26 protein-coding genes are annotated in these 26,632 nt (G+C 68.2%); 10 read left to right on the top strand and 16 right to left on the bottom strand.

Annotated elements, in window-relative coordinates; translation table 11 throughout:
• Positions 1 to 31: 31 nt before the first annotated feature.
• From ACM9NP_RS01010 to ACM9NP_RS00985, 6 genes are all read right to left on the bottom strand, one after another.
• A complete protein-coding gene (locus tag ACM9NP_RS01010) occupies positions 32 to 691 on the bottom strand; it encodes a response regulator (RefSeq protein WP_415644618.1) in 660 nt (219 codons plus the stop codon).
• The gene (locus tag ACM9NP_RS01005) at positions 688 to 2,016 is read right to left on the bottom strand and encodes a sensor histidine kinase (RefSeq protein ID WP_415644617.1); all 1,329 of its coding nucleotides are present in this window, start codon (positions 2,014 to 2,016) and stop codon (positions 688 to 690) included. The genes ACM9NP_RS01010 and ACM9NP_RS01005 overlap by 4 nt, the downstream gene beginning before the upstream one ends.
• Positions 2,003 to 3,061 (bottom strand): D-alanine--D-alanine ligase family protein, encoded by a 1,059-nt coding sequence (locus ACM9NP_RS01000; RefSeq protein WP_415644616.1) that lies wholly within the window; start codon positions 3,059 to 3,061, stop codon positions 2,003 to 2,005. Before ACM9NP_RS01000 ends, ACM9NP_RS01005 begins: the two co-directional genes overlap by 14 nt.
• Complete coding sequence (gene alr / locus ACM9NP_RS00995) at positions 3,045 to 4,226, bottom strand: alanine racemase (RefSeq protein WP_415644615.1); 1,182 nt, start codon at positions 4,224 to 4,226, stop codon at positions 3,045 to 3,047. The genes ACM9NP_RS01000 and alr overlap by 17 nt, the downstream gene beginning before the upstream one ends.
• Positions 4,223 to 4,867 carry a M15 family metallopeptidase gene (locus tag ACM9NP_RS00990; protein WP_415644614.1) on the bottom strand — a complete coding sequence of 215 codons (645 nt, stop codon included), beginning with the start codon at positions 4,865 to 4,867 and terminating at the stop codon, positions 4,223 to 4,225. The genes alr and ACM9NP_RS00990 overlap by 4 nt, the downstream gene beginning before the upstream one ends.
• Before the next feature lie 269 nt (positions 4,868 to 5,136).
• A complete protein-coding gene (locus ACM9NP_RS00985; protein ID WP_415644613.1) occupies positions 5,137 to 6,330 on the bottom strand; it encodes a Cmx/CmrA family chloramphenicol efflux MFS transporter in 1,194 nt (397 codons plus the stop codon).
• A gap of 369 nt (positions 6,331 to 6,699) precedes the next feature.
• Here ACM9NP_RS00985 and ACM9NP_RS00980 point away from each other — a divergent pair, with 369 nt between their 5' ends.
• Together ACM9NP_RS00980 and ACM9NP_RS00975 are read left to right on the top strand one after the other, a co-directional pair.
• Entirely contained in the window at positions 6,700 to 7,143 is a 444-nt protein-coding gene (locus ACM9NP_RS00980; RefSeq protein WP_415644612.1) for an RrF2 family transcriptional regulator, read from the top strand.
• A 69-nt stretch (positions 7,144 to 7,212) separates the two neighbouring features.
• A complete protein-coding gene (locus ACM9NP_RS00975; RefSeq protein WP_415644611.1) occupies positions 7,213 to 8,406 on the top strand; it encodes a globin domain-containing protein in 1,194 nt (397 codons plus the stop codon).
• 86 nt (positions 8,407 to 8,492) lie between these two features.
• On the opposite strand, the gene ACM9NP_RS00970 is transcribed toward ACM9NP_RS00975, so the two are convergent.
• Both ACM9NP_RS00970 and ACM9NP_RS00965 read right to left on the bottom strand, forming a co-directional pair.
• A complete protein-coding gene (locus tag ACM9NP_RS00970; protein WP_415644610.1) occupies positions 8,493 to 8,897 on the bottom strand; it encodes a DUF6463 family protein in 405 nt (134 codons plus the stop codon).
• A gap of 165 nt (positions 8,898 to 9,062) precedes the next feature.
• Complete coding sequence (locus ACM9NP_RS00965; protein WP_415644609.1) at positions 9,063 to 9,539, bottom strand: SRPBCC domain-containing protein; 477 nt, start codon at positions 9,537 to 9,539, stop codon at positions 9,063 to 9,065.
• Between the two features lie 16 nt (positions 9,540 to 9,555).
• Between ACM9NP_RS00965 and ACM9NP_RS00960 the strand changes: the two genes are divergently transcribed.
• The 3 genes from ACM9NP_RS00960 to ACM9NP_RS00950 all read left to right on the top strand — a co-directional run bounded on the left by ACM9NP_RS00960 (position 9,556) and on the right by ACM9NP_RS00950 (position 11,847).
• A complete protein-coding gene (locus ACM9NP_RS00960; RefSeq protein ID WP_415644608.1) occupies positions 9,556 to 9,882 on the top strand; it encodes an ArsR/SmtB family transcription factor in 327 nt (108 codons plus the stop codon).
• 121 nt (positions 9,883 to 10,003) lie between these two features.
• Positions 10,004 to 10,327: a nuclear transport factor 2 family protein gene (locus tag ACM9NP_RS00955; RefSeq protein ID WP_415644607.1), complete on the top strand. Its 324-nt coding sequence runs from the start codon at positions 10,004 to 10,006 to the stop codon at positions 10,325 to 10,327.
• Positions 10,328 to 10,584: 257 nt separating this feature from the next.
• On the top strand, positions 10,585 to 11,847 hold the full coding sequence (locus ACM9NP_RS00950) for a PucR family transcriptional regulator (protein WP_415644606.1): 1,263 nt from the start codon (positions 10,585 to 10,587) through the stop codon (positions 11,845 to 11,847).
• Between the two features lie 63 nt (positions 11,848 to 11,910).
• Here the strand turns inward: ACM9NP_RS00950 and ACM9NP_RS00945 are convergent, their stop codons facing one another.
• The 6 genes from ACM9NP_RS00945 to ACM9NP_RS00920 form a co-directional block, all read right to left on the bottom strand.
• The gene (locus ACM9NP_RS00945) at positions 11,911 to 12,774 is read right to left on the bottom strand and encodes an SGNH/GDSL hydrolase family protein (RefSeq protein WP_415644605.1); all 864 of its coding nucleotides are present in this window, start codon (positions 12,772 to 12,774) and stop codon (positions 11,911 to 11,913) included.
• A 32-nt stretch (positions 12,775 to 12,806) separates the two neighbouring features.
• Positions 12,807 to 13,943 (bottom strand): alkaline phosphatase PhoX, encoded by a 1,137-nt coding sequence (locus ACM9NP_RS00940; protein WP_415644604.1) that lies wholly within the window; start codon positions 13,941 to 13,943, stop codon positions 12,807 to 12,809.
• A 123-nt stretch (positions 13,944 to 14,066) separates the two neighbouring features.
• Positions 14,067 to 14,573, bottom strand: a complete 507-nt coding sequence (locus ACM9NP_RS00935) for a hypothetical protein (RefSeq protein WP_415644603.1) — start codon at positions 14,571 to 14,573, stop codon at positions 14,067 to 14,069.
• A gap of 56 nt (positions 14,574 to 14,629) precedes the next feature.
• Positions 14,630 to 15,937: a hypothetical protein gene (locus ACM9NP_RS00930; RefSeq protein ID WP_415644602.1), complete on the bottom strand. Its 1,308-nt coding sequence runs from the start codon at positions 15,935 to 15,937 to the stop codon at positions 14,630 to 14,632.
• A gap of 213 nt (positions 15,938 to 16,150) precedes the next feature.
• Positions 16,151 to 16,471 (bottom strand): tetratricopeptide repeat protein, encoded by a 321-nt coding sequence (locus ACM9NP_RS00925; protein ID WP_415644601.1) that lies wholly within the window; start codon positions 16,469 to 16,471, stop codon positions 16,151 to 16,153.
• Between the two features lie 88 nt (positions 16,472 to 16,559).
• Positions 16,560 to 17,012 (bottom strand): PaaI family thioesterase, encoded by a 453-nt coding sequence (locus ACM9NP_RS00920; RefSeq protein ID WP_415644600.1) that lies wholly within the window; start codon positions 17,010 to 17,012, stop codon positions 16,560 to 16,562.
• 160 nt (positions 17,013 to 17,172) lie between these two features.
• On the opposite strand from ACM9NP_RS00920, the gene ACM9NP_RS00915 reads away from it, so the two are divergent.
• The 3 genes from ACM9NP_RS00915 to ACM9NP_RS00905 are packed head-to-tail and all read left to right on the top strand — an operon-like array spanning position 17,173 to position 20,695.
• Complete coding sequence (locus ACM9NP_RS00915; RefSeq protein ID WP_415644599.1) at positions 17,173 to 17,697, top strand: PadR family transcriptional regulator; 525 nt, start codon at positions 17,173 to 17,175, stop codon at positions 17,695 to 17,697.
• Positions 17,694 to 18,374 (top strand): ABC transporter ATP-binding protein, encoded by a 681-nt coding sequence (locus tag ACM9NP_RS00910; RefSeq protein WP_415644598.1) that lies wholly within the window; start codon positions 17,694 to 17,696, stop codon positions 18,372 to 18,374. Before ACM9NP_RS00915 ends, ACM9NP_RS00910 begins: the two co-directional genes overlap by 4 nt.
• Complete coding sequence (locus tag ACM9NP_RS00905) at positions 18,371 to 20,695, top strand: FtsX-like permease family protein (RefSeq protein ID WP_415644597.1); 2,325 nt, start codon at positions 18,371 to 18,373, stop codon at positions 20,693 to 20,695. Before ACM9NP_RS00910 ends, ACM9NP_RS00905 begins: the two co-directional genes overlap by 4 nt.
• Before the next feature lie 43 nt (positions 20,696 to 20,738).
• On the opposite strand, the gene ACM9NP_RS00900 is transcribed toward ACM9NP_RS00905, so the two are convergent.
• Together ACM9NP_RS00900 and ACM9NP_RS00895 are read right to left on the bottom strand one after the other, a co-directional pair.
• Positions 20,739 to 21,710: a CapA family protein gene (locus tag ACM9NP_RS00900; protein ID WP_415644662.1), complete on the bottom strand. Its 972-nt coding sequence runs from the start codon at positions 21,708 to 21,710 to the stop codon at positions 20,739 to 20,741.
• A 228-nt stretch (positions 21,711 to 21,938) separates the two neighbouring features.
• Positions 21,939 to 23,273: a cytochrome P450 gene (locus ACM9NP_RS00895; RefSeq protein ID WP_415644596.1), complete on the bottom strand. Its 1,335-nt coding sequence runs from the start codon at positions 23,271 to 23,273 to the stop codon at positions 21,939 to 21,941.
• A 357-nt stretch (positions 23,274 to 23,630) separates the two neighbouring features.
• On the opposite strand from ACM9NP_RS00895, the gene ACM9NP_RS00890 reads away from it, so the two are divergent.
• Both ACM9NP_RS00890 and hutH read left to right on the top strand, forming a co-directional pair.
• Positions 23,631 to 24,758, top strand: coding sequence for a citrate synthase (locus ACM9NP_RS00890; protein WP_415644595.1), 1,128 nt, complete (start codon positions 23,631 to 23,633; stop codon positions 24,756 to 24,758).
• A gap of 273 nt (positions 24,759 to 25,031) precedes the next feature.
• The gene (gene hutH / locus ACM9NP_RS00885; RefSeq protein ID WP_415644594.1) at positions 25,032 to 26,585 is read left to right on the top strand and encodes a histidine ammonia-lyase; all 1,554 of its coding nucleotides are present in this window, start codon (positions 25,032 to 25,034) and stop codon (positions 26,583 to 26,585) included.
• Positions 26,586 to 26,632: the final 47 nt, after the last annotated feature.

Below are 26,632 nucleotides of genomic sequence, written 5' to 3'. Positions count from 1 at the left end.
CTCGTCGCCATGACCTCCAGGTAACGGGGGGCTATGGGCGGAGGCGGTGCTCGTAGGCGTAGACGACCATTTGGACGCGATCGCGCAACTCGAGTTTGCGCAGGATCGCTCCAATGTGAGTCTTGACCGTCGACTCGGACAGGAACAGCCTGCCCGCGATCTCGGCGTTGGACATTCCCTCGGCGGTGGCCGCGAACACCTTCCGTTCGCGCTCGGTGAGCTGTGCGTACGCGTGCGGTATCGGCGTCGGCGGGGCCTGATCCAGGATCGCGGTGAGGTCCTGGGACGCCAGCACGCTCCCGCCCGAGTGAACCGTTCGAATCGTCTCGCAGACGAACTGAGGCGTGCTCACCTTCAGCAGGAAGCCCACGGCGCCGTACCGGATTGCTTGGGCGGCATGAGGATCCAGCTCGAAGGTGGTCAGCATGATGACCCGTGGCCGGGACGGGGTCGGTGCGCCGGAGTGGAAAAGCCGCCGCGTCGCCTCGACGCCGTCCATCGGGCTCATCTGGACGTCCATCAGCACGACGTCGGGATCGGTGGCGGCGATCATGTCGAGTGCTTCGCGTCCGTCCGCCGCCTGTCCGACGACGGTCATGTCGTCCTGCGCGTCGATGATGACGGTCAGCCCCGAACGGAACAGATGCTGATCATCCACAAGGGCGATTCGGATGGGGGCGATGGTGTTCATTGTGAGTCCTCGGCGGGGTTCAGCGGAAGCACCGCCGAAGCCGTGAAACGGGGTCGGCCGTCGCCTCCCGGATTGACTTCAACGTGCAGGGTGCCACCGATGGCGGCGACCCGCTCCCGCATGCCCGTTATTCCACGTCCGCTCTCGGCGGTTCGGGCGGACGGATCGAAGTCGTTCTCCACGGTGAAGGCGTAGGTGCGGTAGGTCCACGCCCGCATGATCCGGATCGGCGACGTCGGTGCGGCGTGCCGTAGCGCGTTCGTGAGCATCTCCTGCATGACGCGGTATGCCACCTTCGCGACCTGCGGGGGGACTGTGCGCGCGGCACCGTGATCGTCCCTCTCGACGAGACGACCCGCGTCTCTGATGGAGTCGACGAGTTCCGTCACTTGGGCTTCGTGAACGGGGATGTCACCGGTCGCGTCGGTGGTTCGGGACAGCACGTCCTGGATGTTCATCAGCGAACGGCGGGCGGTGGTGGCGATGTTGGCGGTCGCCTCCCGAATGCGCGGAACCTCGCCGTCGGGTGTGAAACCGATCGAGTCGGCCTGCGCGATGATCACCGCCAGGGAGTGCCCCACGATGTCGTGGACGTCCCTCGCCAGGCTGGCGTTCTCCGCCCGCAACCGAGCGAGTTCCCGGGCCTGGTCGGCGTCGTGTCGGGCCTCCCGCTGCCGCAGCTCGGCGATGTCCTTCTGTTTGACGAAGCGGACGATGACGCCGATGACCCACGGCGTCGCCAACGGCACCGCCAGACTCAACCCGAACGGGATCAGCCTGGAGAGCAGGAAGGAATCACGGCCCGGGGCGCCGATGACATCCACATCGAGGAGTGCCCATGAGCCAATCCCGACGAGGTACGCGGCGCCGACGAGGATTCCGACGACGATGCTGACGCCGCTCAGGGCCACCATGAGCCGGGAACCGTGGCGGGCCGCCGCGTACGCCACGATCGGCGCCGCGAGTTGCACCAGGAACAGGTCGCGAAGGGTGAAGACCTGGATGATGGAGGACGCCCACACCAGCGCCATGGCCATGCCGGGCGCCGTCCGCGCGCACGCCACGGCGAGCACGGCGGGAACGAGGATCGCGAGCAGGACGCTGAGACTCGCCGGGGACAGCGGTAGCCACCACGCCGTCGGGTCGACGGTCGGCACCAGCACCGCGAAGCAGACCGCGACCGCGATGTCGACATGCCTGGATGGGGACGGGTCGTCGGAGCTGTTGGACGGGCCGGGGAAGGCGCCATGGACCGCGTGACTGCCCGGCGTCTGATACCGCGCGCCGGTCAGCGGCGTCACCGGCATCTCGTCAACGTGTCCCACGGATAGGCACCATAGGGTACGGACGCACGTCAGCGCTGGTCAGTACGGGTGTGGAGGACGTCGGCCACGGCATGGCGGCGTCGATGAGCGCGTCGAGCAACGCCGAGTAGGGCAGGCCGTCGGCGGCGAACATGCGAGGGACCTGGGAGGCGGCGGTCAGACCCGGCGCCGTGTTGACCTCGTTGAGAACGAGCTCCTCACCGGCAAGGAAGAAGTCGAACCTCGCCACTCCCGCGCAACCGAGGAGCCGGTACAGCCGGTCGGCGTGCTCGCGCAGCCGCGCGGCCGCGCCGACGGGAAGCGGTGCCGGGACCACGAAGGTCGCGCCGCCGTCGTACTTCTCCGCCGTGTCGAAGAACTCGGCCGAGCCGACCAGGATCTCCAACGGGGGACTGATCCGTCGCTCGCCGTCGTGCGTGGTGAAGACGGCGATGTCGACTTCGCGGCCACGGATCTGCTCCTCGACGAGAACGTGCCGATCGAACCGGGCCGCGACGTCGATCGCCTCCGCGAGCTCGTGCCAGGCGGAAACCCGGGTCACCCCGTAACTGGAGCCCTCGCGGTTGGGCTTGACGAACAGGGGCGGTCGGAGACCGTGCCCGTCGGGCAGCCGGGCGCCCTCACGGTCACTGTCCACAAGAACACCCGGAGCGACGCTGATCCCGGCGTCCACGGCGAGCAGCTTGGTCAGGTGCTTGTCCATCGCCACCGCGCCGGCACGGACACCGGAACCGACGTACGGCGTCCCGCTCAGGTCGAGCAGCGCCGCCAGCGTGCCGTCCTCGCCGGTTCGCCCGTGGATCAACGGAAACACGACGTCGGCACGACGCATGAGCCGGACGACGTCCTCCACCTGGTGAAGGAACGCGTCGCCCGTGTCGTCGTACCAACGCCCGTCGCGGCCGAGCGTCACGGCGGTCTGTCGGTACCGCGCGGGATCCAGGTGCGCGGTCACCGACGCCGCCGACGCCAGCGAGACGTCGTGTTCGGCACCTTGCCCACCCGTCAGGATGAGCACGTCGATCGGTTCAGCAGAGACTGTCATGGCGTCCTTCTGTGCGGTTGACGGTGTTGACGCGGCCGCCGTGCCGTGCCGGTCGATTGCTGGGGTGGACGGGTCTGGTGCGACGGGTGATCCGCGAGCCGAGCCGGGTCATCAGCTCGTGCTCGATCGTGTGGCACCAGTCGGCCCACTCGGTCATGGTCGGTTCGCCGTTTCCTCCGGGACCGAAGACGGTGGCCGTGTCGCCGACACGAACCGGCAGATCGCCGACGTCGATGACGATCTGATCCATCGACACCGCCCCGACGATCGGGCATCGACGCCCCGACACCTGCACCTGCGCGGTGTTCGCGGCGCTCGGGGGGATGCCGTCGGCGTAACCCAGTGGGAGCAGCGCGAGCCTTGTCTCCGAGGCGACGCTGTGGGAGTGTCCATAGCCGACGGCCGTGCCCCGTGGGACGTCGCGCACCGTCGCCACCGGAGCGGTCAAAGTCAACGCGTGCCGCAGCCGGTTCCGCCGAGCCGGGTCGATGCCGTACAGGCCCGCGCCGACGCGCACCAGGTCGAACCGAGCACCCGGAATGTCCAAAGTGGCCGCTGTCGCGGCGATGTGCCGCAGGCTCGGCGACAGGCCCCGATCTCGAGCGACGCGCGTCGCCTTGTCGAACCGGGCGAGCGCCTCGACGTTGGCCGGATGCGTCGGATCGTGAGCGCAGGCCAAGTGACTCATGATCCCGGACACCGCAACGGTTCCCCGGCGCTCCAGGGTCGCCGCACGTCGGCACAGTCGCGGCCAGTCCGTGGGGGAGGCGCCCTCGCGGTTCATTCCCGTGTCGGCGAACAGATGCACCCGCGCCGTTCTGTTCACCGCGGAGGCCGCCTCGGATACGCGGTCGAGGAGCTCGACGCCGTTGACCGCCAACTCGACGTCCGCCGCGACGGCCGTGGAGAAGTCGGCGTCGATCGTGTTCAACCAGCTCAGGATCGGCGCGGTGATGCCGTCCGCTCGCAGCTCGAGTGCCTCACCGACGCCGGTCACCCCGAGCCGCGAGGCACCGTGGGCGAGTGCCGTGCGAGCGACGTCCGCCGCTCCGTGCCCGAAGCCGTCTGCCTTCACGACGGCCATGAATCCGGGTGATGTCGCGCCGAAGCGCCTGGCGTTGGACGCGATCGCCGTCAGGTCGATCGTCAGAACCGCGCCGTTCATTCGGTCGGCCGAGCTGCGCAGGGGCCGTAGATCGCGTGGGCCGCGCCGGTGCGGTGCGCCCAGTAGCGGTCGCCGTAACTGAAGTGCCACCACTCGGTCGGATAGTTCACGAAGCCGACGGATTCGAGCGCCGTGGTCAGCGTGTCGCGGTTGCGCCGCGCCACGGCGTCGACGATCGCCTCGGTGTAACACGCGCCGTCGCTGGCCTCGGGCGTGGCGTCGATGGGGGTGCCCATCCACAGTTGCTCACCAGTGGAATCCTCGATGGTGATGTCGACGGCGGCGCCCGCGACGTGCGGAGCCACCCCGATCGGGGACACGAACCGGCTCGACAGTCGTTCCAGTTCGGACCTTGACGCATCCGGGTGTTCGGTCTGGAGGAACGCGGTGTACGCGGTGATGATCTCCTGCTGCGCTGCGGCCGAACGATGGCCCTCCGAGACGACGAAGCGCAGTCCGTCCGGCAGCGTCTGCTGTGCTTCGCTCAGTCGACGCGCGACCCCGAGCCGGGCCAGGCGACCGAGCTCTCCCGTCCCCGGAAGGCAGCGGATTCCGTGATCGGCCAGGCGTACCAGCGGTTCACCGCAGTCCAGGACGGGAAGTCGGGTGATGTCGGGGTCGGCGAGCAAGGTGAACGTCACGACGGCTCCTGTGGCGAGCGGGATGGATTGCCTCGACGGTACGAAGCGGCGCGGTCTCCCGACCTCGATCTGAGGTGCCGAACCCTTGGCGTCGAGTACCGTGTTCGCCGTGCGAAGTCAGCCGTTCGATGGGCGGTGGACCCACCGTTCCGGTCTCCGACCAGCGGATTCGGACGAGTGGAAGCGAGCGGCACCATCGGATGAGTGGGCCGGTATCGCCGCCGGAGGTCCGCCGACCGCGANCACGACGGTCGCGGTCGGCGGAGCGTTCAGTCGATCCGCGCGTCGACCGACGCCTCAGGATTCATAGTGGATAGTCGCCTGTGGAGGATCATTGCGCCCCACAGGGCGGCGGCCACCAATACGAGGGCGGCGCTCACCATGAGCGGTCCCGTCAATCCGACCGCCCCGATGGCGTAGCCGCCCAGGACCGGACCGCACATCGCGCCGAGATTGAGCGCGACGGTCGCGAACGACCCGCTCATCGTCGGAGCACCCGCCGCCGCTGCCATCGAGCGGGCGATCAGCGTGCTGCCGAGCGCGAAGGAGAGCGCCCCCTGGAGGAACGACAACACCCACGGCAGCAACGGATCGTTGGCGACGACCGTCCACAGCGCCCAGCCCGCCAGCAGCGCAGGCGTCGTGACGGCGATGACCCGCCGCGATTGCTTGTCGGCGAGGCGACCCGCCGTCGAGACTCCGATGAACGCCCCCACTCCGAAGAGCGCCAAGAGGAACGGGATCAACGACGAATCCATGCCGGCCTCACGCGTCACGATCGGCGTGAGGAACGTGAAGGCGCAGAAGGTCGCGCCGTTGACCAGGACCGCGAGTCCGAGGTTCGTTCGGAGGTTTCGCGACCGCAACGTGCGCAGCTCCGCGTGGAGCCTCGGTGCCGCCTGAGGGTCGGTGGCACCGAGTCGTCGTGGCGCCAGGAGGACGACCGCGACGAGCGCGGCCGTCGACAGTCCGGCTATCGCCCACAACGCGGACCGCCATCCCCAGACGTCGCCGATCAGCGCCCCCACCGGAACACCGGCGATCAATGACAGCGTGGTGCCACTGAGGATGACGGCGAGCGCGCGCCCTCGGGAGTGGGCGGGAACGACGGCGGTGACGGTGGACAGTGCGACGGCGAGAAAGCCCGCGTTCGCGAAGGCCGACACGACCCGGCTCGCGAACAGCACACCGAAGTGATCCGTGACGGCGCCGATCGCGTGCATGGCGATGAACAGGACGAGGAAACTCGACAGTGTCCACCGGGGCGGGAGGCGGCGTCCCAGGGCCGCCATCAGGGGCGCCCCGACGACCATGCCAACCGCGAACCCCGAGGTCAGCAGACCCGCGTGGGCGATGGAGACGCCGAGATCGGCGGAGATTCCGGGGATGAGACCGGCGAGGACGAATTCCGAGGTTCCCTGGGCGAATACGGCCACGGCGAGCAGGTAGAGCAAAAAGGGCATGAAGGTCTCCGAAGCGAGAAGGAAGTGAGGCGGCGAAAGCCGACACCACGGTGCTTCGGATGCGGGTGAGCGTCGTTTGACGGACGTGGATCGGGGCGGACCTCGATGGGTCCCGCGCGCGATGGCATTCGGGGCTACCGGGGTGCCGACAGCCCGATCTTGGACGCTTCGGGGGAGTTCACGCCGTCAGGCTAACAGCGCCGTCGACGTGCGGTCCTCGCGAGTCGCACGCACGGAATCGGCCACGTCGCTTCGCCTCACGGCCCGGCGGTACTTCGATCCCGGGTATCGCACGGGGAGGCGTGAGCCGCTCCACATGGACCGACCGCCAAACGCGAGTATCAGACTCGTGTTTGTTAGCGTCCAGGTGTGCGATTGACAAGGTTCACGGATCTCGCGTTGCGCGCGGTCATGCGGTTGGCCGTCTCCGAGGCCGACGACCCCCTCACCACGCGAGAGGTCTCCGAGGCCGTCGGGGTGCCGCACGCGCACATGGCGAAGGTCGTCACGCGACTTCAACACCTCGGCGTCCTGGACGCTCGACGGGGACGCGGCGGCGGGCTCGGGCTGACCGAGCTTGGTCGTGGTGCCTCGATCGGTTGGCTGGTAAGGGAACTCGAAGGCGACGGCGAGGTCGTCGTCTGCGACGGCGAGACGCCGTGCCCGCTGCGGGGCGCGTGCAGGCTTCGCGGGGCCCTGCGCGCGGCACAGGAGGCGTTCTACGCGTCGCTCGATCCGTTGACGGTGTCCGATCTGGTGGCCTCTCCGACGGGGCCGGTCCTCGTCGGGCTCCTCGGCCGCCGTCCCGAATAGTCCAGCCCCGGTCGAACGGCCGTCGCGTGGATTTAAATGCGTATCTGTAATTCCATATAAGGAGTGCTCGTGCTGTCCCCTCAGTCCATCCCCGTCGTCCGAGCCACCCTGCCGGTCATCGGCGCGGCCATCGACGAGATCGCGGAACTGTTCTACGCCAAGCTCTTCGCCGACCGTCCCGAACTGCTGCGCGACGTCTTCAACCGCGGCAACCAGGCCAACGGCGAGCAGCGAAGGGCCCTGGCCGGTTCGATCGCGGCGTTCGCGGCAATGCTCGTGAACGACCCCGACACTCGACCGGACGTGATGCTCGCCCGGATCGCGAACAAGCACGCCTCGCTCGGTATCACGGCGAGCCAGTACAAGCTCGTACATCGGCACCTCTTCGCGGCGATCGGCGAGGTCCTCGGCGAGGCGGTCACCGAGGCCGTCGCCGCCGCATGGGACGAGGTCTACTGGCTGATGGCCAACTCCCTGATCGCCCTGGAGTCCCGCCTCTACCGGGCGGCGAACGTCGCCGACGGAGAGATCTGGCGTCAGATGACGATCGTCGAACATCGATCGGAGACCTCGGACGTCACGTCCTTCGCTCTGGTGCGGACGGACGGGGAACCCGCGGGGGACTATCAACCCGGTCAATATGTGAGCGTCCAGGTCGAACTGCCGGACGGCGCTCGCCAGATCCGCCAGTACAGCTTGTCCCACGCGCCAGGGAATCCACAATGGCGCATAACGGTGAAGCGCGTCCGGGATGGGGTCGATCCGGACGGCGAGGTCTCGTCCTGGCTTCACGCGAACGCGACGGTGGGCGACGTACTGACCGTCTCGGCCCCGTTCGGAGAGCTCGTGTTGCCGCCCGGCGACGAAGCGCCGCTGCTCATCGCCTCGGCCGGAATCGGTGTGACGCCGATGATCGCGATGCTCGAACACCTGGTGAGCACGGGATCGTCGCGTCCGGTGACGGTGATCCACGCGGACCGGGCGCCTTCGGCTCACGCGCTTCGGGAAGAACAGGAACGGTGCGTGGCGGCGCTTCCGAACGCTCGACTGCTGACCTGGTACGAGGAGCCGCGGGAGTTCTCCGGGCAGAGCCGCACCGGTCGGGTGGATCTGTCCGACGTGGATCTGCCGAAGGGGCTGATCGCGTACCTTTGCGGTCCCTTGCCGTTCATGCGGGATCTTCGCGCGAACCTTCTCCTGCGCGGTGTCCCCGCGCGCGACATCCACTATGAGGTCTTCGGGCCCGATCTGTGGCTGGTGTAGGGCTTTCGAGTCTGACGCGGCTCACAATTGCGTCGACGNGGCCGAACGGCGANCCGTTCGGCCGCGTCGACGGTGGGATCGGACGCTCAGGCGTCCACTCGATCGGTTCCGGCACCCCGGATGCTCGCGGCGATGAGCAGTCCCGACGGAACGAGCCCCAGGACGAAGCCGCTCGCCGGGCCGATGAGCACGAGGCACAGACCGATCCAACCGAGCATCAACCATCCACAGTAGCTTGGTGGTCGCTGGCCGTTCCGGGCCATGTGGTTGATCAGGAGGCCGAGCAGGAGGAGGACGGCCGCGAAGCCTCCGGGTTGTGCCCAGAACGCGGCCATCGACTCGGCGTCCGCGGTGCGATCTCTGAGTGCGCCGGAGATCCACTGTGGCCAAAACGGGTTCATGGTGAAGACGACGTGCGTCACCGCGATCACGACCATGGCGATGCCCGCCGCCTTGTTGAGACCTGAGCCTGGTGCGGGGGAGGTGTTCATGACGCCATGTTCGTCCGATCGGTGCCCGTCGCCCTCCCCCTCACGAGGGAGTCGTGTCCCCCGGAGGAATGGAATGCGCGGCAGGAACATCCGCGCGCCCGTCACGGCGTCGAGTCCGATCTCGACCGTCCAGGTTGTCGGAAGTCGCCGTTCAACGCCTCGACGTCACTTGTAGAACCCCTCACGCAGGTTGATGCCGTGTTCGAGCCAGACCTTCAACGCGGCGAGCATGCCCGTCCAGCCTTGGCAGTTGCCGAAGGCGTTGCGGGCGCCCTCGGGGGTGGGCTTCCACGCGGACTCGGTGATGGTGACGAGCGTGCGGGTGTCGCCGTCGACCGGTTCGAACTCGAATGTGGTCGTCGTCGTGCCCGTCTCGCCGGTGGTCGCCTCGCCCTCCCAGCGGATCACGATCCGTTGCGGAGGCACGGCTTCGACGACGGTGACGGGGAAGGCTCCCGGGAAGTCGTGAAAGTCCCAGCTGACCTCGGCTCCCGCTTCGAGTCGCCCTCGGGCGCCGCCGGTGGTGAAGTACCGCGAGAGCTGCTCCGGGTCCGCGACGGCTTCGTACACCTCCGAACAGGGGCGCGAGACGTGGCCGGAGACGGTGAAGGTGAGTTCGGTGAGCGCAGTCGATTCATTCATGTGATAAGTTTACAACATGTCAATGCGGGAAGACGCGATTTCGGATGACGACCGCGTGTTCAAGGCCCTGGCCTCGTCAACACGGCGCCGCATGCTCGACGTCCTCAAGGAATCGTCCTGTACGACCGGCGAACTGTGCTCCCGCTTCGCCGAGCTCGACCGGACGACGGTGCTACAGCACCTGCGCGTCCTCGAAGGCGCCGCACTCGTCACCGGTCGGAAAGTGGGGCGTGAACGTCATCTCGCGCTCGCGCCGCTGCCGATCAAACGCATCCACGATCGCTGGATCGGCGAGTACGCCCGCGCTGCAGTCGAGTTCCTGGATCGCCTCGACCAAGGCTGAGCGAAGGCCGACTCGCGGACGTCGCCGATCTCGCCAAATGCCTGGTGACGCCGTGGTCGTCGGCGAGGATCGGGACACGACGTGGACACGCCCGCGCCGATCCGAACCGAGAGGAAGCAAGATGGACACGATTCCCGAACCGGTGGCGTCCTTCATCGACGCCGTCAACCGCCAGGACGAGAACGCGTTTCTCGACGCCTTCACCCCGGACGGCTTCGTCGACGACTGGGAACGGATATTCACCGGTCGCGCCGAGATCAAACGATGGAGCGACAAGGAGTTCATCGGTGCCAAGGGGACGTTGACGCCGGAGCGGGTCACCGAGAACTCCGACGGAGTGGTCGTCGTCGGCGATTGGCGGAGCAACCACGCGAACGGTCGGTCCCGCTTCGCGTTCCGGGTGGCCGACGACAAGATCGCGTCGATGACGATCCGGGAAGGGTGACGGCGGAGACTCACGTCGGCCGGTTTCGAGTCTCGCGTGACGGGACCGGCCGACGACCGCGGCCGACAGGGAGGCCCCTTCGGCATGGTCTCGCAGTGGTGCGGGCGTTCCCCCGAGTCACGTCGGACGACGTCGGAGCCTGGCCGCTCCTTCTCCGGCTCGCTGTGACACCACACATGCCGTCCGTTGCCCTACGCTGTATGTGGTCGCCGGGCGGGGATCGGTGACGGCCCATCGCAGCGCGCGAGAGGAGTGCCGTGAATTCCAGGCCCCGCACCAATCCACTGTGTCTTTCCGGTGAGCCGGTGCACGTCCGGCTGTCGGCGCGATCATCCACTCTGGCCGAGGACCTCGTATCGGGGTTCCGGGACGAGATCCCGATCTACCGGCAGTTGCCCGCCGAGGAACTCGCAGGTGACATCCTCGCGATCACGGCCCACAACCTGACCGTCGTCGCCCGGGTCTTCGAGTACCGCCGGACCCCGACCGTCGAGGAACTCGATCCGCTCCGCGAATCCGCGGCCCGACGGGCACAGGAAGGCGTTCCCCTGGAAGCCATCCTGACGGCGTACCACCTCGGTGCCCGGAGAGTCTTCGACGAGCTGTTCGCCGCCGCCGACGCCACCGACATCGCCGACGTCGTCGAGGCGAACCGGCTGATCCTGGCGTACACGCAGGCGGTCACGGCGGCCGTGTGCGACGCCTACCTCGCCGAACGGGAGAGCATGCTCGGTCAGGAACGGGACGCCGCGCACGCCGTCGTCCTCGCCCTGCTCAACGAGGAGTCTCCGATCGCGGCCGCGTCGCTGGCGGGAATTCGCCTCGCGAACCGATACCTCGTCCTGTCCCTGCGCACGGCGGCCCACCCCGATGAGAAGGGTACCGGCGCCGGCCCCCTCGTCGCGGGTCGTCGCAAGCGGCACCGCATCGAGGCGGAACTCGCGTCACGCACGGGAGAGCCCGTACTGTCGATGTTGGACGTCACCGGTGGCGTGGTGCTCGTCCCGGGGTCGGAGCCCATGACCTGGGAGCGCGCGCTCGAACTGTTCGCGGCGGTCTCACGGGCGGCCGACGTGGACGTGTGGGCGACTGCCGAGTGGGCGACCCCCGCCGGGGTCCCCGACGCCGCCCTCCTGACGGGCGAGTTGATGGAGGTCGTGGCGGCGTTCGACCGACCACCGGGCCTGTATCGCCTGTCGGACATGCTGCTCGAATACCAACTCACCCGGCCGAGTCCGGCTCGCGACGCGCTCGCCTGCCTCCTCGATCCACTCACCGACCACGACGAACTGTCCCGCACGCTGCACGTTCACCTCGCCGAAGGCCTCGACCGGCGCGCGACGGCCGCCCGGCTGCACGTCCACCCCAATACAGTCGACTATCGACTTCGCCGCATCGGCGGGCTGATCGGCGTCGATCCGACGGATCCGATGACGCTCTCCCGGATCGAGGCGGCGCTCGCGGCGCGTCGGATGGCGCGAACTCGGAACGACCGTCGGCATTCGAACCCTCGGACATGAGGTCGGGGTGGGCCCGTTCCGGCCCACCCCGACGTCGAGGGTCAGTCAAGTCATAGTGGACGGTCACGCGATCGTCGTGAGGACCGCCTGTGCGAAGTTCTCCATTCCGTTGCGGTTCGGGTGGAACGGCGTGGCGACCGAGCCGGGAATGTACGGCTCGACCCAGCGCTGGCTCGAGGACGCGCAGGCGTCATGGCCCTCGCTCGGCGTTTGCAGGTCGACGTATCCGGCCTGTTGCGCCGTCGCCGCCGCGCGCAGCATGTCGTTGAAGTAGGTCAGGGTGCCGCGAATGTAGTCGGCGTCGTCTCCGTACACCGGAACGCGCGGGTAGCAGCCGCCGTCGGGCAGGTAGGTCGCGTAGCCGACGAGGAAGACGCGGGCCTGTGGCGCACGCGCCCGGACGTCGGTGATCAGCTGTTCGATGCCGGGGCGCAGCTGGTCCGTGGCGGTCCGCCAGGTGTCGGTTCCGTTGTCGCCGTAGTCGTCGGCGCACGGGTCGCCGAAGGGATCGGGCAACAGGTTGAGGCAGTCCGTCGCGAGATCCAGCAGGTCGATGTCGTTGGCGCCGATGTGGAGGGTGACGAGCGTGGTGTCGGCGGTCAACGCATCGAGCTGCGGGGCGACGTCACCGGTTCGGGTCGATTGCGGCTGGTACATGTCGCCGGTGTCGGCTCCGGAGCAGGTGACGTCACGGAACTCGGCGACGCCGAGGGCGTCGGCGGTGTATCCGGCGTAGTTGTGATTCGAACGGGCGCAACCGATGTGCGTCTGTGTCGGGATGAGTGGTCCGGACGCGGCGGAGTCCCCGAGCGCGACGTACACCTCGCCGCTGGCGGCGGCCGGAGCGGAGGAGGTGGTGAGGGCGACGGCGGTGACGGCGAGGAGTGTGGCGGCGCCGCGCAGGGTGCGGGCGAGTCTGGAGGTCATGTTGTGATCCTTTGTGGGGTGTATGGGTGTCCTCAGTGTCGGAACGGTCCGGTCACCTCGTAGGTGATCCCGTCGGTGCCGGCCTTGTCGCCGCTGTGACCGCGCTGGGAGGAGAAGTAGAGGCGGGTTCCGTCGGGGGAGAACGCGGGGCCGGTGATCTCTGATTCGGACTGTCCGTCGAGACGGACTACCGGGGCGACCACTCCGTCGGTGGTGATGATGTTGATCTCCATGTCACCGCCGTCCTCGGCGACGTACAGATCGCCCGCGGTGGTGCCCGTGATGTTGTCGACGCCGTCGAGCGTGCCATTACCGTCGTAAATGGACACGAGTTTGTTGGTGACGGCGTTGTACGCCCAGACTCCGTGCTCGCCCTTGGCGGTGAAGTAGCAGACACCCGATGAGTAGTGGCAGCCTTCTCCGCCATCGAAGTGGAGCGCCTCGTCGACCTGATGGCGGGTCTGGGTCTCCAGGACGGCGGGTTCCGGGTCGGGGACCTCCTTCCAGTACACGGCGTCGATCGTTCCGCAGAGGACGTCGAGTCGGCCGTGGGAGAGATCGCCCCAGGCGGCGGGGGTGTAGCGGTAGAGGCAGCCGTCGTCCTCGTCCTCGGTCAGGTAGACGACGCGACGGTCCGGGTCGCACGCGGCGGCCTCGTGTTTGAATCTGCCCATCGCTCCGTGGGCGACGGCGTCGTTGAGGCCGTACGGGTCGGTCTCGTAGACGCGGCCGCGGAAGATCTCCTCACAGGACAGCCAGGTGTTCCACGGGGTCGCGCCACCGGCGCAGTTGAGGTTCGTGCCGTCGAGGATGCGATAGGCCGAGTTGATGGACGCGTCCGCGTTGAATCGGATGGCCGAGACTCCGCCGACCAGCGGGAGTTCCGAGTTGGACACGTACACCCAACCGGCGCCGTCGGCGAAGCACGCGCCTCCGTCCGGGGCGGCGTGCCAGGTGATACCGCCGACGGACTGGAGGGAGCGGGCGACGATCCGGGATGTGAAGCCCTGGGGGAGGGCGACACTGTTGCCGTCGACGGGGAGGAGTGGTCCGTATGGACTCGCGGTCGGACCGGCCTCGTCGGCGGCGGCCGCCTGCCAGAGCGAACCCGCCATGGCGACGGCTCCGGCGCCGGCGGTGAACGCGTGAATGAACTTTCGTCGATGCATATAGGTCTCCCATTGAGTGAGACTTGTCGATGTCTCATCATGGAAGACTCGTCGGCGACTGTAAACTGGATCGGCCATGAACCTCCTCCGTTCAGTTTGTGATCCGTCACAAACCATACGGACTCAATCCATAAGAGTCATTCGATCTTGCGGACGTCGCGTGTCCATGATGCAGGGACAGCGTGCCGCCCTGCCGCGAAGGGCACAGCGCCATACGGCCGCCGTCCTCAACATTCCCGCGACCTGCCGGGGGCAGGCGGTTCCGGCCGCGCGCCGCGCCACCGAGGCGACGACTCGCCGCACGAAGATCTCGGCGGGCTCCGTGGCGTCGGCGACGGACCGCTCGACGACCGTCACCGTCAGCAGCTCGGCCTGATCGAAGACTGCGGCGGCGCGCGCCAGGTCATCGCACCATTCGCCGTTCACCAGGCTGTGCACCGCGAGGATGCCCACCGCCGTCGTCAGTCGTTCCGCCGTGCGTCGCTGCCAGCGTCGATCGAGCGCGACCCGGACCCGGTCGCGGGGTGGGCTCGTTGTTAACGGCGGCGCCGAAGCCCGAGCGTCGGCGGCCTCGGCGGAACGGGGCGGTGTCGTCCAGGTCCGGGGAAGCCCGTCATCGTGGGGTTTCATGTCTCGATTGTCGTTGCGGAAACGCTTGTGGCCAACGCTATGTCGGTAATCCGTCATCAACTGATCGGAATCGGCGCCGCTCCGGCCCGCTCCAACTCCCTCTCGGCGGCGGCGAGGTTCCCGTTGGCGTGGAAGCGATGCGCTCGCCGAACGAGATGCAGTCGATGGCATTCGCTCCACGTGACGTGCATGTTCGGTGCGTCGTCGGTGTAGGCGTCGAAGTCGGGGCGGGGGCGGCGCCAATCGCCGTAGCCGTCGGACAGATAGTCCTCGTACTCATAGGGCACCGGAAGCTCCATGCCGTCCACTCGCGTGACTCCGATCGTGAAGGGATCGTTGTGCCAGCGGACGAACACCCCGTCATGCCACAGCCGTCCCGAATCCACATAGAACGGGAACACGTCGACCCGGCTCCCGCCGCGATGCAGCAGCCCCACCTTGTGGCTCAGCGGATTCCGACGCGGAGCGAACATCGGGTGGGTCGTGAACAGCTCGACGAGGCGTTCCCGGTCCCAGTCGGACTCGAACACGCCCACGTCGATCGTGTCGTCGCCGTCGAGTGGACGACCGTCCCGAATCAGCCCCAACGCGGTTCCCGCCGCGAAGAAGTACGGCTGTCCGGTGAGCGCCTCGGCCAGGTCCCTGATCGCGGCCCACGCGGCTCGGCGTCCCGTCCTCGTCGTCGTGTCGGCCGCATCCGAGCTCGCGTCGTCGGTCGCGGTGGCCGCGATCGCCCGCAGGTACAGAGTGGTCGCCGCCCCCGTCATTCCCGCCCGTTGTGCCGCCGCCGCCAGCGGTCGAACCGCCGTGACCAGTCGCGCGTCGTCGTCGATCGCGGCGTGCCACGAGTGCCACAGGCGTTCGTACTGGCGCGGCGTGGAGCATTCTCGGCACGCGGCCCACAGCACGTCCGCGCTCAGCGGGAACCTGGCGACCGCGTCGACCGCGTCGTCGTCGGCCCGCGTGGCGTCGTCGACGTCGTAACCCAGCCGGACCGCCAGCGCGGTGGCCATGGCGTGTGAGGGCGTGACCAGCTGTGCCCGGCGTGCGTCGTCGAGCGCCTCGGCGTAACGGCCCTGGAAGGTTCGCAGGCGCGCCCGCGTCGACACGACCGCGGCGAGCTCCGGGAAACGACGTTCGAGTGTCCATAGTAGTTCTTCGGCCGCCTTGTCGTTGCCGCCGCGAACCGCCCCCTCGACCGCCATCATCGCCGTGGCCGCGTCCCGAGTGGGAATGTGACCGTCGGCCACACGGCTCAGCGCGTCCCAGGCCCCGACCTCGTACAGATGGTGGATCTTCGCGTGCGTTCGTGGCCCGCCCGGAGGGAGGATCCGATACAGCGGGAAGGCACGCGACGAGGTCATGAACCTCGTTCGCGACGCCTGCGAACGCATCTCGGCCACCCCCGTGGTTCGATCCCGTTGCCCCGTCGTGAGCGTACGAGAGACGACGCCTGTCCGGCCCGTCGACGGGAAACCAACGCAACGCGGGGGGCGTGCCGAGGTTCGGACTCCCGCGGGGCAGCGCACACGAAGAGGCGGGCGCGGTTCGTCACCGCGCCCGCCTCTCATGGTTCGTCAGTCGAGCGAACCGCCGGTCATTGCGGCGGACAACCGCATGTGCTTGGTGGCCTCGTCCTCGCGGGACAACCGCTGGAGAGTCCGGCCGAGCATGAGGTGGGCGTACGCCTCTGCGGGGTTCTGCTCCAGGATGATCCGCAGTTGCTCCTCGGCCTTTCCGAGCGCCGCGCTGTGGTAGTAGGACCGCGCCAACAGCATCCGGGCACCCAGGTTCTCGGGTGCGTCCTCGACCACCTCGGCGAACCAGCGCGCCGCCGTGATGAAGTCGCGGGCCTCGAAGAACTCCTTGCCTCGGGCATACCGCATCGCCGTGTCCACGTCGTGTCCTTTCCCTTTCGTTCTGAGGCGCCAACGATAAGACCGCCACGACTATTCCGCGAACGAATTGACGGACTTCTACGAGTGGTCAGGCCTCGCGGATCAGGCAGGTGATCCGTCCGGTGCACACACGCTTGTCGGCGTCGTCGGTGATGACGATCTCGTAGGTCGCCGTGGACCGGCCGCGATGGACCGGGGTGGCCACGCCCGTGACGGTTCCCGATTTCGCGCCCCGGTGATGGGTGACGTTCAGGTCCACGCCGACGGCGATCCGCTTCGGTCCGCCGTGCAGCATCGCGCCGATCGACCCGAGCGTCTCCGCCAGCACCGCGGACGCCCCACCGTGAAGCAGGCCGTACGGTTGCGTGTTGCCGTCGACCGGCATCGTGCCGACGACGCGCTCCGGCGACGCGTAGGTGATCTCGATGCCCATCCGTACACCGAGATTGCCCGCCGAGAACAGGCCGACGAGGTCGATGCCGAGTTCGTTGAACTCCTCGACGATCTCGGCGGGGAAGACGTCGCTCGCTGACGTGCTCATGAAAGGCACTCCTGGGGTAGTTGATGTCGGCACGGCCACCTTCTTAGCAGGAGGCTCGACCGAAACCCTAACTGACTGGCGGGTAACCACCCTGAGCAGGAAGAATGTCGAGGGAAGCTAGCTATACATCATGTGTATACACGTCATGTATAGTCGTCGCATGTCCATCGCGCACACCTTCCTGGGGTTGCTCGAGCAGCAACCCCGCCACGGATACGACCTCAAACGCGTCTACGACCACCAGTTCGGCAGCGGCCGTCCCATCCACTACGGCCAGGTCTACGCGACCCTGTCTCGGCTGCTGAAGAACGGCCTCGTCGACGTCGAAGGCGTCGAATCCGGCGACGGCCCGGAGCGCAAGCGCTACGCGATCACCGACGCGGGCGTCAGCGACGTCCAGTCGTGGCTGTCCTCGCCGGAGAAGCCGGAGCCCTACCTCCAGAGCACCCTCTACACCAAGGTCGTGCTCGCCTTGCTGACCGACCGTTCCGCCGAGGGCATCCTCGACTCCCAACGATCGGAACACCTGCGACTCATGCGCGAGCTCACCGCGCGCAAGAAGACCGGCGACATCGCCGACCAGCTCATCTGCGACCACGCGCTCTTTCACCTGGAAGCCGACCTGAGGTGGCTCGAACTCACCTCGGCCCGGCTCGACAAACTCGCCTCGGAGGTGACGTCATGACCGAACCGCTCCTGACCGCCACAGCACTGCGCAAGACCTTCGGCCCGACCATCGCGCTCGACGACGCGGAGTTCGCGATCGCCCCGGGCGAGGTCGTCGCCATCATGGGCCCCTCCGGTTCGGGTAAGTCCACTTTGCTGCACTGCCTCGCCGGAATCGTCAAGCCCGACGCCGGCAGCGTCACCTACGCCGGCGCCGAGTTGTCGTCCATGTCGGACACTGCCCGCAGTCAACTGCGCCGCTCCGAGTTCGGGTTCGTGTTCCAGTTCGGTCAGTTGGTCCCCGAACTCACGTGCCGCGAGAACGTCGCCCTCCCACTGCGCATGAACGGGTGGAAGGGCAAGGCCGCCAACGCGAAGGCCGACGAATGGCTGGAACGCCTCGGCGTCGGCGACACCATGGCCAAGCGGCCAGGTCGCATTTCCGGAGGTCAGGGCCAGCGCGTGGCCGTCGCGCGCGCGCTCGTCACCGAACCGAAGGTCCTGTTCGCCGACGAACCCACCGGCGCGCTCGATTCGCTGCACGGCGAACAGGTCATGACCTTGCTGACCGATGCGGCCCGCAGCTCGCGCGCCGCCGTCGTCCTGGTCACCCACGAGGCGCGCGTCGCCGCCTACTCGGATCGCGAAGTCGTCGTCCGTGACGGCAAGACCCGCAGCATGGAGCCCGTCCTGTGAAGAAACAGAACCGGTTGATCCCCGACCTGTTGACCGGCTTGCGTTTTGGTGTCTCCGGCGGGGGCGAGGGCGTCATGCGGGCGGTCCTCACGACCTTCGGGATCGGACTGGCCGTTGCCCTGCTGCTGCTCGTCGCCTCACTCCCGAACATGGCCGCCGCACGATCCGAGCGCATCTCCTCCAACGCCACGCCGTTCGTCGACCAGAGCGTCGAACGTTCGTCGGGGTCGTTCCTCCTCGTCGGGGAGTGGGAGGACTTCCGAGAATCCTCGGTGGCCGGTTATATCGTCCAGGCCGACGGGCCTGACGCTCTGGCTCCGAACGGGATGGCCGCCTTCCCGAAGCCGGGCGAACTGTTCGTGTCGCAGGCCCTCTACGAACTCATGAACTCGCCCGACTACGCGTTGCTTCAACCCCGGTTGAAGTTCACAGTGGACGACATCACGGGCGTCATCGGTCAGGAAGGGGTCAACGGTCCCGCCGACTTCAAGTACTACCTCGGTTCGGATGAGCTGACCGAGGAGACCGCGATCCGGTTGAACTCCTTCGGCGAGGAAGCAACGGAAGGCGACGGCTGGCCCGCGATCCTCGTCGCCCTCGCCATCGTCGCCTGCGCGGTGCTGCTCCTGCCCGTCGTCCTGTTCGTCGCCGTCGCCGCGCGCTTCGGAGGGGAGCGGCGAGACCGGAGGCTCGCCGCGTTGCGTCTGATCGGCGCGGATTCGCGGATGGTGCACCGCATCGCGGCGGGCGAGTCGCTGCTGGGAGCCATCGGCGGTCTCGTGGTCGGCGCGGCGATGTTCCTCATCGGACGACCCGTGGTGAGTTCGATTTCCATCTCCGAGTTCAGCTTCTACGCGAGCGACATCGTTCCCTCACCCGTGCTGACGCTCCTCATCGTCGCGGCGGTCCTCTGCACGGCCGTCGGCGTCACGATGCTCGCGCTTCGTTCGGTGTCGATCGAACCTCTGGGCGTCGTTCGCAATGCCGAGGCTCGGCCCCGGCGCCTGTGGTGGCGGTTGATCCCGGTCGGACTGGGGCTGGTCGCGCTCGTCTCCATGGTCAACGGCGGCTTCGCAGCCGGTTCGAGCGAAGTCCTGTTCGCGGGCGGCACGATCATGTTCCTGCTCGGTGTGGCGGCGATCCTGCCGTGGCTGATCGAGGCGCTCGTCATGCGTATGCGGGGCGGGAGCGTCTCCTGGCAGTTGGGCGTTCGTCGGCTTCAACTGTCGGCGGGCGGGACGGGACGGGTCATCAACGGCGTCGCGGTGGCCGTCGCGGGTGGCATCGCGCTGCAGATGCTCTTCACCCCGGCGCAGCGTTCGTTCGTCACCGAGGTCGGTACCGAGAACAGCCCGGAGGTGTCCGTGATGTCGGCCTTGGACCCGACCAGCCCGGCCGAGCACGACGCGGTGCTGGAACGGCTGGCGAACGTCGACGGGGTCGAGGTCATCGGCGACTACGGCGTCGTCACCATCGGGCCGGCCGGAGTGTCGGAGGGGACCTACGCGGAGCAATCCGTCGTCGCGCTGATCGCGGACTGTTCGGTCCTGGTCAACGCCGGTCAACCCGTCGGGGACTGCGTGGACGGTGACGTCGTGTCGGTGACGAATCCGGGAGTGCCCATGCCCGTGGAAGCCGGAGCGGAGCTGGAGTTCCAGACTCGCAGCGGTATCGAGGAGTCGATGGCCGTGCCGTGGACGGCTCCCGACAGTGTTCGCACGGTCGAGCAGTCGACCACGTACAACGGATCGTTCTGGGGCTTCGTGCTCATCACGCCGGGCGCCGTGGAGGGCATGGACCTTCCCGTGGAGAGCTACGTCATCGACCTGAAACACGACGAGAGGGCCGACGTCCTCGAACACATCCGGAACGCCGCCGTGGGTTCGTGGGATGTGACCATCTACCCCTCCGACCGCAGCGACGACCGCTTCACCTCGCTGCGAACCGCGATCCTGGCGGGCGTCATCGGCACGATGATCCTCATCGGTCTGAGTCTGCTCGTCAGCACCTTGGAGCAGTTGCAGGATCGCCGCCGCCTCATGTCGGTGCTCGTCGCATTCGGAACCCGCCGGCGGTCGCTGTGCCTGTCGGTGCTGTGGCAGACCTTCATCCCCGTGGCCATCGGCCTGGTAATGGCGCTCGGTGCCGGGATCGGGCTGGGCGCCCTGCTGACTCGGACGGTCGGCGAATCGGTGACGATCGCCTGGGGCGACATCGGAATGGTCGTCGCCTCGGGCGTGGTCATGGTCCTCGTCGTCACGGCGTTGAGCATGCCCGCGCTGTGGCGGATGATGCGCCCGTCCGGTCTGCGGACCGAGTGATCCGAGACGTGGCCCCGGCGGTGTGCCGGGGCCACGTCGTGTCTCACTCGGGTCGCTCGGCGAGCCCCGAGCAGTCCGTCGCCCGCCTCAGCTCCTCGCGGACCCGGCGCTCCTCTTCTCCGGTGGCGGGTATCGGCCGCCCCGTGCCGTCGATGACGGCCGGGACGAAGTTCGCGTCCGTCAACCTTCCGTCGGTGATGGTCAGCTCGACGACGCCCGTGTCGTTGCTGTACGCGTCGTCCCACCACCACACGAAGTTCCCGAGGCCGTACGCCACGAAGGTGTCGTCCAGGTAGCCCTGGCCCTGCAGCAGGTGCGCGTGGGCGCCGATGACGGCGTCCGCTCCGGCCGCCGCGAAGCGCTCGGCCCAGTCGCGCTGTTCGTCGTTCGGGCATTCCTGCCCCTCGGTTCCCCAGTGCGGCAACACGATGACGACGTCGGCGCGGTCCGCCGCGTCCTCGACGGCGCGTTCCAGTCGCTCGCCGTGCGCCAGGTGCGCGACGCCGGGGCGATCGGCTTCGGCCATCCACGAGTCGGTCAGTTCCCACACTCCCGAGGCCGCGACGTAGGCGATCGTCGTCCCACCTATGTCCACATAGTATGGGGCGAGCGCGTCGTCGACGTCCTCACCGGCGCCGACGACGGCGACTCCGGCGTCGGCCGCGTACCGCAGGGTGTCATCGAGTCCGGTTTGTCCGTAGTCGAGCACATGATTGTTCGCGAGGGACACGAGGTCGACACCGGCGGCGCTCACCGCGTCGAAGGCCGAGGCGGGGGCACGGAAGTGGAACTGTTTCGGCTCGGGTCGGCCGCCCGTCGTCACGGCCGTCTCCAGGTTGACGACGGCGTGGTCCGCGTCGCGGAACACTTTCGCCATCGGCCCGAACGCCGTGTCCGGATCGGTCAACAGTTTTGCGGTGCGTTCGGTGAAATGGACGTCCCCCGCGATCGCGATCGTCAGGTTATCGGCATCCGGTGACGTCGTGGGCGTTGCTTTCGGTTCGTCCTCCGTCACCGGCGGCGGCGAGGTCCCGCAGGCGGCGGACAGGAGCGNGGGGGCGAGCGTCACGCTCNCCNCCNCGCCCCGAGCTCGTCGACTCCGATGGACTCGCCGAGCGGATCGCGCCGTCACCGCATCGGGGGGCCGGATGGCCTCCGGCGGCTGCCGTCGATGGGCGGCGCGGGTGTCCCGGCCGGCTTGTCCCGCTCGCTACGGGTCCTGATCGGACGGTGCTGAACGTGATCAATCATCGGTCTCCCCCAAAATCGTTTCACTGGTGATGGACGCACCGGACAGTGCGGCCTCCGGTCGTGACGCGACCGCGAAACGTACGTCTGCTGGTGAGTGAGTTACCGGTAGGGGTCGGTCGGGCGCCCACGTGGGCGCGATCGCCCGCAGGAAGCAGCGGCGCAGGATGGTCGAAGCCCCGGCGACCGCCAGGTGCACGCCGAGCATCGCTCCCGCGCACCCGCCCCGGCCCGCGCCGAACGGCAGGATCGTCCAATCCGCGTCGAGGCTGCCGTCGAGCCACTGGTGTGGCGCGAATCGGTTCGCGTAGCTGCCGCCGCGTCGGGACCGGGCCTGGTACCGCAGGTCCACGACGAGATTCGTCCCCGGTTCGACCGGCACCGACTCCCAGCTGACCGGTCGCGTCGTCACTCGGCTGACGGTCGGTACCGACGGCCACAGCCGTGCGGCCTCGGTGATCGCCGCCTGAAGGTAGGGCTGGGCCGCGATCGCCTCGGGAGTGGCCGCGCCGTGGTGCCGTTCGGCGTCGGCGAGTTCCTCCATGACCCGCGCGAAGTCGCGCGGGTGGGTCGCCAGCAGCGCCAGCGCGTGCGCGGCGATGGGCGCGACGTACGACGTCGACAGCAGCCAGTACGGGACCTGGTCGAGGAGGTCGCCGTCGGAAGGGCCGTCGGCTATCCGGCCGAGCAGGCTCGACGGGTGCGGGTCGTCCGCGTAGCGCGCGATGCGTTCGTCGAGTTCGGACTTCCACTGTTCGGCGCGGCGTCGGCCGTGCCGATTCGGGCGACGACTGAGTCGCGTGACGAGTGCCGTGACGGTGAGGTCGTCGCGGGCGGCGTCGCCGAGGACGCAGCGGCGGCCGGCGCGATCGAAGGCGCTTCGCAGGTCGCTCCATTGCAGGATGCCGGTGCGCACGGGGCCGTCGAGCATCGCGTCGATCTCGTCCGCGGCCGTCGCGGCGAACCGCCCCGCCATCGCCGAACCGGGATTCTTCGTGTCGAGCATCGACTCGGTGGCGTCGCGGCGCAGCATGCGAGTGCGGTCCCGGGCCAGCGTGACCAGGCCGGGCGCCAAGGCCGCGTAGGCGGTCCGGTTGCGATCGGTGTCGGGGGAGTAGAGGATGTCGGACCCGCCGAGCACGCGCCGCACATAGCGCGGCGAGAGGAGCAGCAGCGACCGTCCGGCCCAGACCGGCAGTCCGAGGTTGCGGTCGCGGACCCGATCGAGCAGGTCGACGAGGTGTCGGTCGACGTCGAGTCGGCAGAGAACGGCCTCGAGGACGGGGCGGGGGATCGGTGCGGTCCGGGCGTACGCCGGCAGCGTCGCCATGAGTAGGTATTGAGCCCTTTCGATTACGGACAACGTAGGGAAACGCATTCCGATCACCCGCCTTTGCTCGCGGACGGCGCCCCGTCGCTGCTCATTGTGACGGTGGACGCACCCGAGGGTGGCGTTTTCGGATGATCGTGGCCGCGAGCGGCGCCCCTGCGTATCGGTGAGGACTCTTTGTGAAACCGTGGTGCCTCGTGGTGTTGCCGAGGCGACCGAGAATCTCGGCCGCGTCGATTCCGGCCACACCATGAATCGGTGTGGTAGGTGACACCATCGGTCGGCATTGTGGGAAACCGCCGAAATACGGAACAGTAACGTAGGAAAACTGACACGAAAGCGACGAGGAGGTCGCATATGACCACTTTGGTGGACGTTCCGCGCGGACTTGCGGGCGTCGTTGTCACTGAGACCCAGATCGGTGACGTACGTGGAGAAGAAGGCTTCTACCACTACCGGCAGTACTCGGCGATCGATCTCGCCGAAAAGAAGTCCTTTGAGGACGTATGGTACTTGATGTTTCACGGCGAATTGCCGACGGCGGATCAGCGCCGTGAATTCGCCGAGCGGGTGGCGCCCCTGCGTCACCTGACGCCCGAACTGGCGGACTTGCTTCCGCGCTTGGCCGCGTGTAAGCCGCTCGACGGCATGCGCACCGCTTTGTCCTTCGCCGCTGCCCAGCGTGGAATGCAACCACTGTTGGACATCGACGAGGAACAACGCGCCGCCGACGTTCTGTACGCCTGTGCGATCGTCCCGACGATCCTCACGTCCCTGTACCGGCTGAGTCAGGGCAAGGAGCCCGTGGCGCCGCGCGACGACCTGTCGTACGCGTCGAACTACCTGTACATGCTCACCGGCGAAGTGCCGACGAGCGAGCACGCCGACGCCATCGAGAAGTATCTGATCTCGACGGTGGACCACGGGTTCAACAACTCGACGTTCACCGCCCGCGTCATCGCCTCCACCGGAGCCGACGCGGGCGCCTGCCTCGTCGGCGCCATCGGTTCCCTCTCGGGCCCGCTGCACGGCGGAGCTCCCAGCCGCGCGCTCGCGGCCCTCGAGGAGATCGGCACCCCGGACAAGATCGACGCCTGGGTGCGCGGCCGCGTCGAGGCCGGTGACCGCATCATGGGCTTCGGTCACGCGGTCTACCGCACCGACGACCCCCGGTCGCTCATGCTCCGCGACGTCGCGACGAGCCTCGGTGGGGACCTCGTCGAGTTCGCCAAGCAGGTCGAGCGCAAGGTCGTCGACATCCTCGCCGAACTCAAGCCGGGCCGCAAGCTCTACACCAATGTGGAGTTCTACGCGGGAGTCGTCATGGAGCAGTGCGGCGTGCCGCGCGACATGTTCACTCCGACCTTCGCCGCGAGCCGCGTCGTCGGTTGGAGCGCCAACGTCCTGGAGCAGGCCCGCGACTCCAAGATCATCCGCCCGCGTGCCCGCTACAACGGACAGCCCGCCCCTCAGCCCGTCGACTAGGGCGAGTGCGGGAACCCGCGGGTTCCGGACACGCCCCCAGCTTGTGTCGTCCACTCGATCGGGCGCGTTCGACCCGGCGTCCCACGGGAGCCGAGGCGACCGTGGACACGGCGTTCGCGGTGGCCGATCCGAGTGAGACGCGCGATTGCACTGCCCGGGACTTCGTCGCCGGTGCCCACCTGGGCGCCGGCGACGTCAACGTCCGGGCGGGTGAGACGGCGCCCACCCCGTCCAGCTCCCGAACCTCGGCTGAAGACGCGTTAGGGTCGCCCCATGCGTGATCTTCAACTGACCGGCGACGGCTTCTCCATCGAAGACGTTGTCGACGTGGCGCACCGTCGCGCCCGCGTATCCCTCGCCCCCGACCTCGGCGCACGGATGGCCGACGCGCGTCGGGTCGTCACCGACGCCGTGAGCCGAAAGGACGTCGTCTACGGCGTCACGACCGGCTTCGGCGCGCTCGCCGACACCACCATCGGCTCCGATGATCTCGCCAAGCTCCAAGTAGGACTCCTGCGCTCGCACGCCGCCGGCGTCGGCGAACCGTTGGCCGCCCCCGTCGTCCGCGCGCTTCTGTTGCTGCGCGCCCGGACCCTCTCCGCCGGTTACTCCGGCGTCCGCCTCGACCTGCCCGCCATGTTCCTGTCCCTACTGGAGCATGATCTGCTGCCTGTCATCCCCTGCAAGGGTTCCGTCGGAGCGTCCGGAGACCTCGCACAGCTCGCCCACCTCGCCCTGCCGCTCATCGGTGAAGGACGCCTGCGCGCACCCGGCGGGGACCCGGCGGGACGCCCCGCCGCCGAGGTCCTCAGCGAATACGGCCTCACGCCCATCGAACTGGAGCCGAAGGAGGGCCTGTCCCTCATCAACGGAACCGAACCGATGCAGGCGATGCTCGCGCTCGCCATCGTCGAGGCCGAGGCACTCTGCCGCGCCGCCGACGTCGCGTGCGCCGTCAGCGTCGAGGCGCTCTTCGGGACCGACCGGGCATACGACGCCCGCGTCCAGGTCATCCGGCCGCACCCGGGCCAGCTCGACTCCGCCGCGAACCTGCGCGCCCTCCTCGCCGGCAGCCCGCTCCTGGCCAGCCACCGCGACTCCGACCACGCCGTTCAGGACTCCTACGCGCTCCGCTGCGCCCCCCAGGTCCATGGCAGCGCTCGCGACCTCATCGCGCACTGCCGCCGCGTCCTGACGATCGAACTGTCGTCGATCGTCGACAACCCGGTCGTCGTCGCGGCCGTCGACGGTGACGGTTTCGAGGTCATGAGCACCGGAAACTTCCACGGGCAACCGATCGCCTTCGCCGCCGACGCGCTCGCCATGGCCGTCGCGGAGCTCGCCAGCATCTCCGAACGTCGCGTCTACCGGATGCTCGACCCGGCGACGTCGCGCGGCCTGCCGCCCTTCCTGGCTCCCGACGCCGGAACGAACTCCGGCTTCATGCTCGCCCAGTACACGGCGGCCAGCGTCGTCAGCGAGAACAAGGTCCTGTGCCACCCGGCGAGCGTCGACTCGATCGTGACCTCAGGGAATCAGGAGGACCACGTGTCGATGGGGTGGCACGCCGTCCGCAAAGCGCACGAAGTCCTGGACAACGTGCGCACCGTCCTCGCCATCGAGGTGCTCTGCGCGGCTCAGGGCCTCGACCTGCGCGCTTCGGTCGCGGGACCCGGACCGGCGACGGACGCCGTGTTCGCGAGGGTCCGTCGCGACGTCGCGCCGATGATGGTCGACCGCGAGATGGCCCCCCAGATCGAGGCCGTCCGCGACATGCTCGACGACCTCGTCGCGGAGGCCGCGGCAGTCATCGGCTCGCTCGCCTGACCGTCGGGTCCGGGAAGCCTCGAACATGCGAAGGGNNGACGGTCAGG

Source organism: Stackebrandtia soli, assembly GCF_965137155.1.
GTDB lineage: Bacteria > Actinomycetota > Actinomycetes > Mycobacteriales > Micromonosporaceae > Stackebrandtia > Stackebrandtia soli.
Note: the sequence above shows the minus strand (reverse complement) of the source record. Positions and strands in the feature narration are given on the sequence as shown.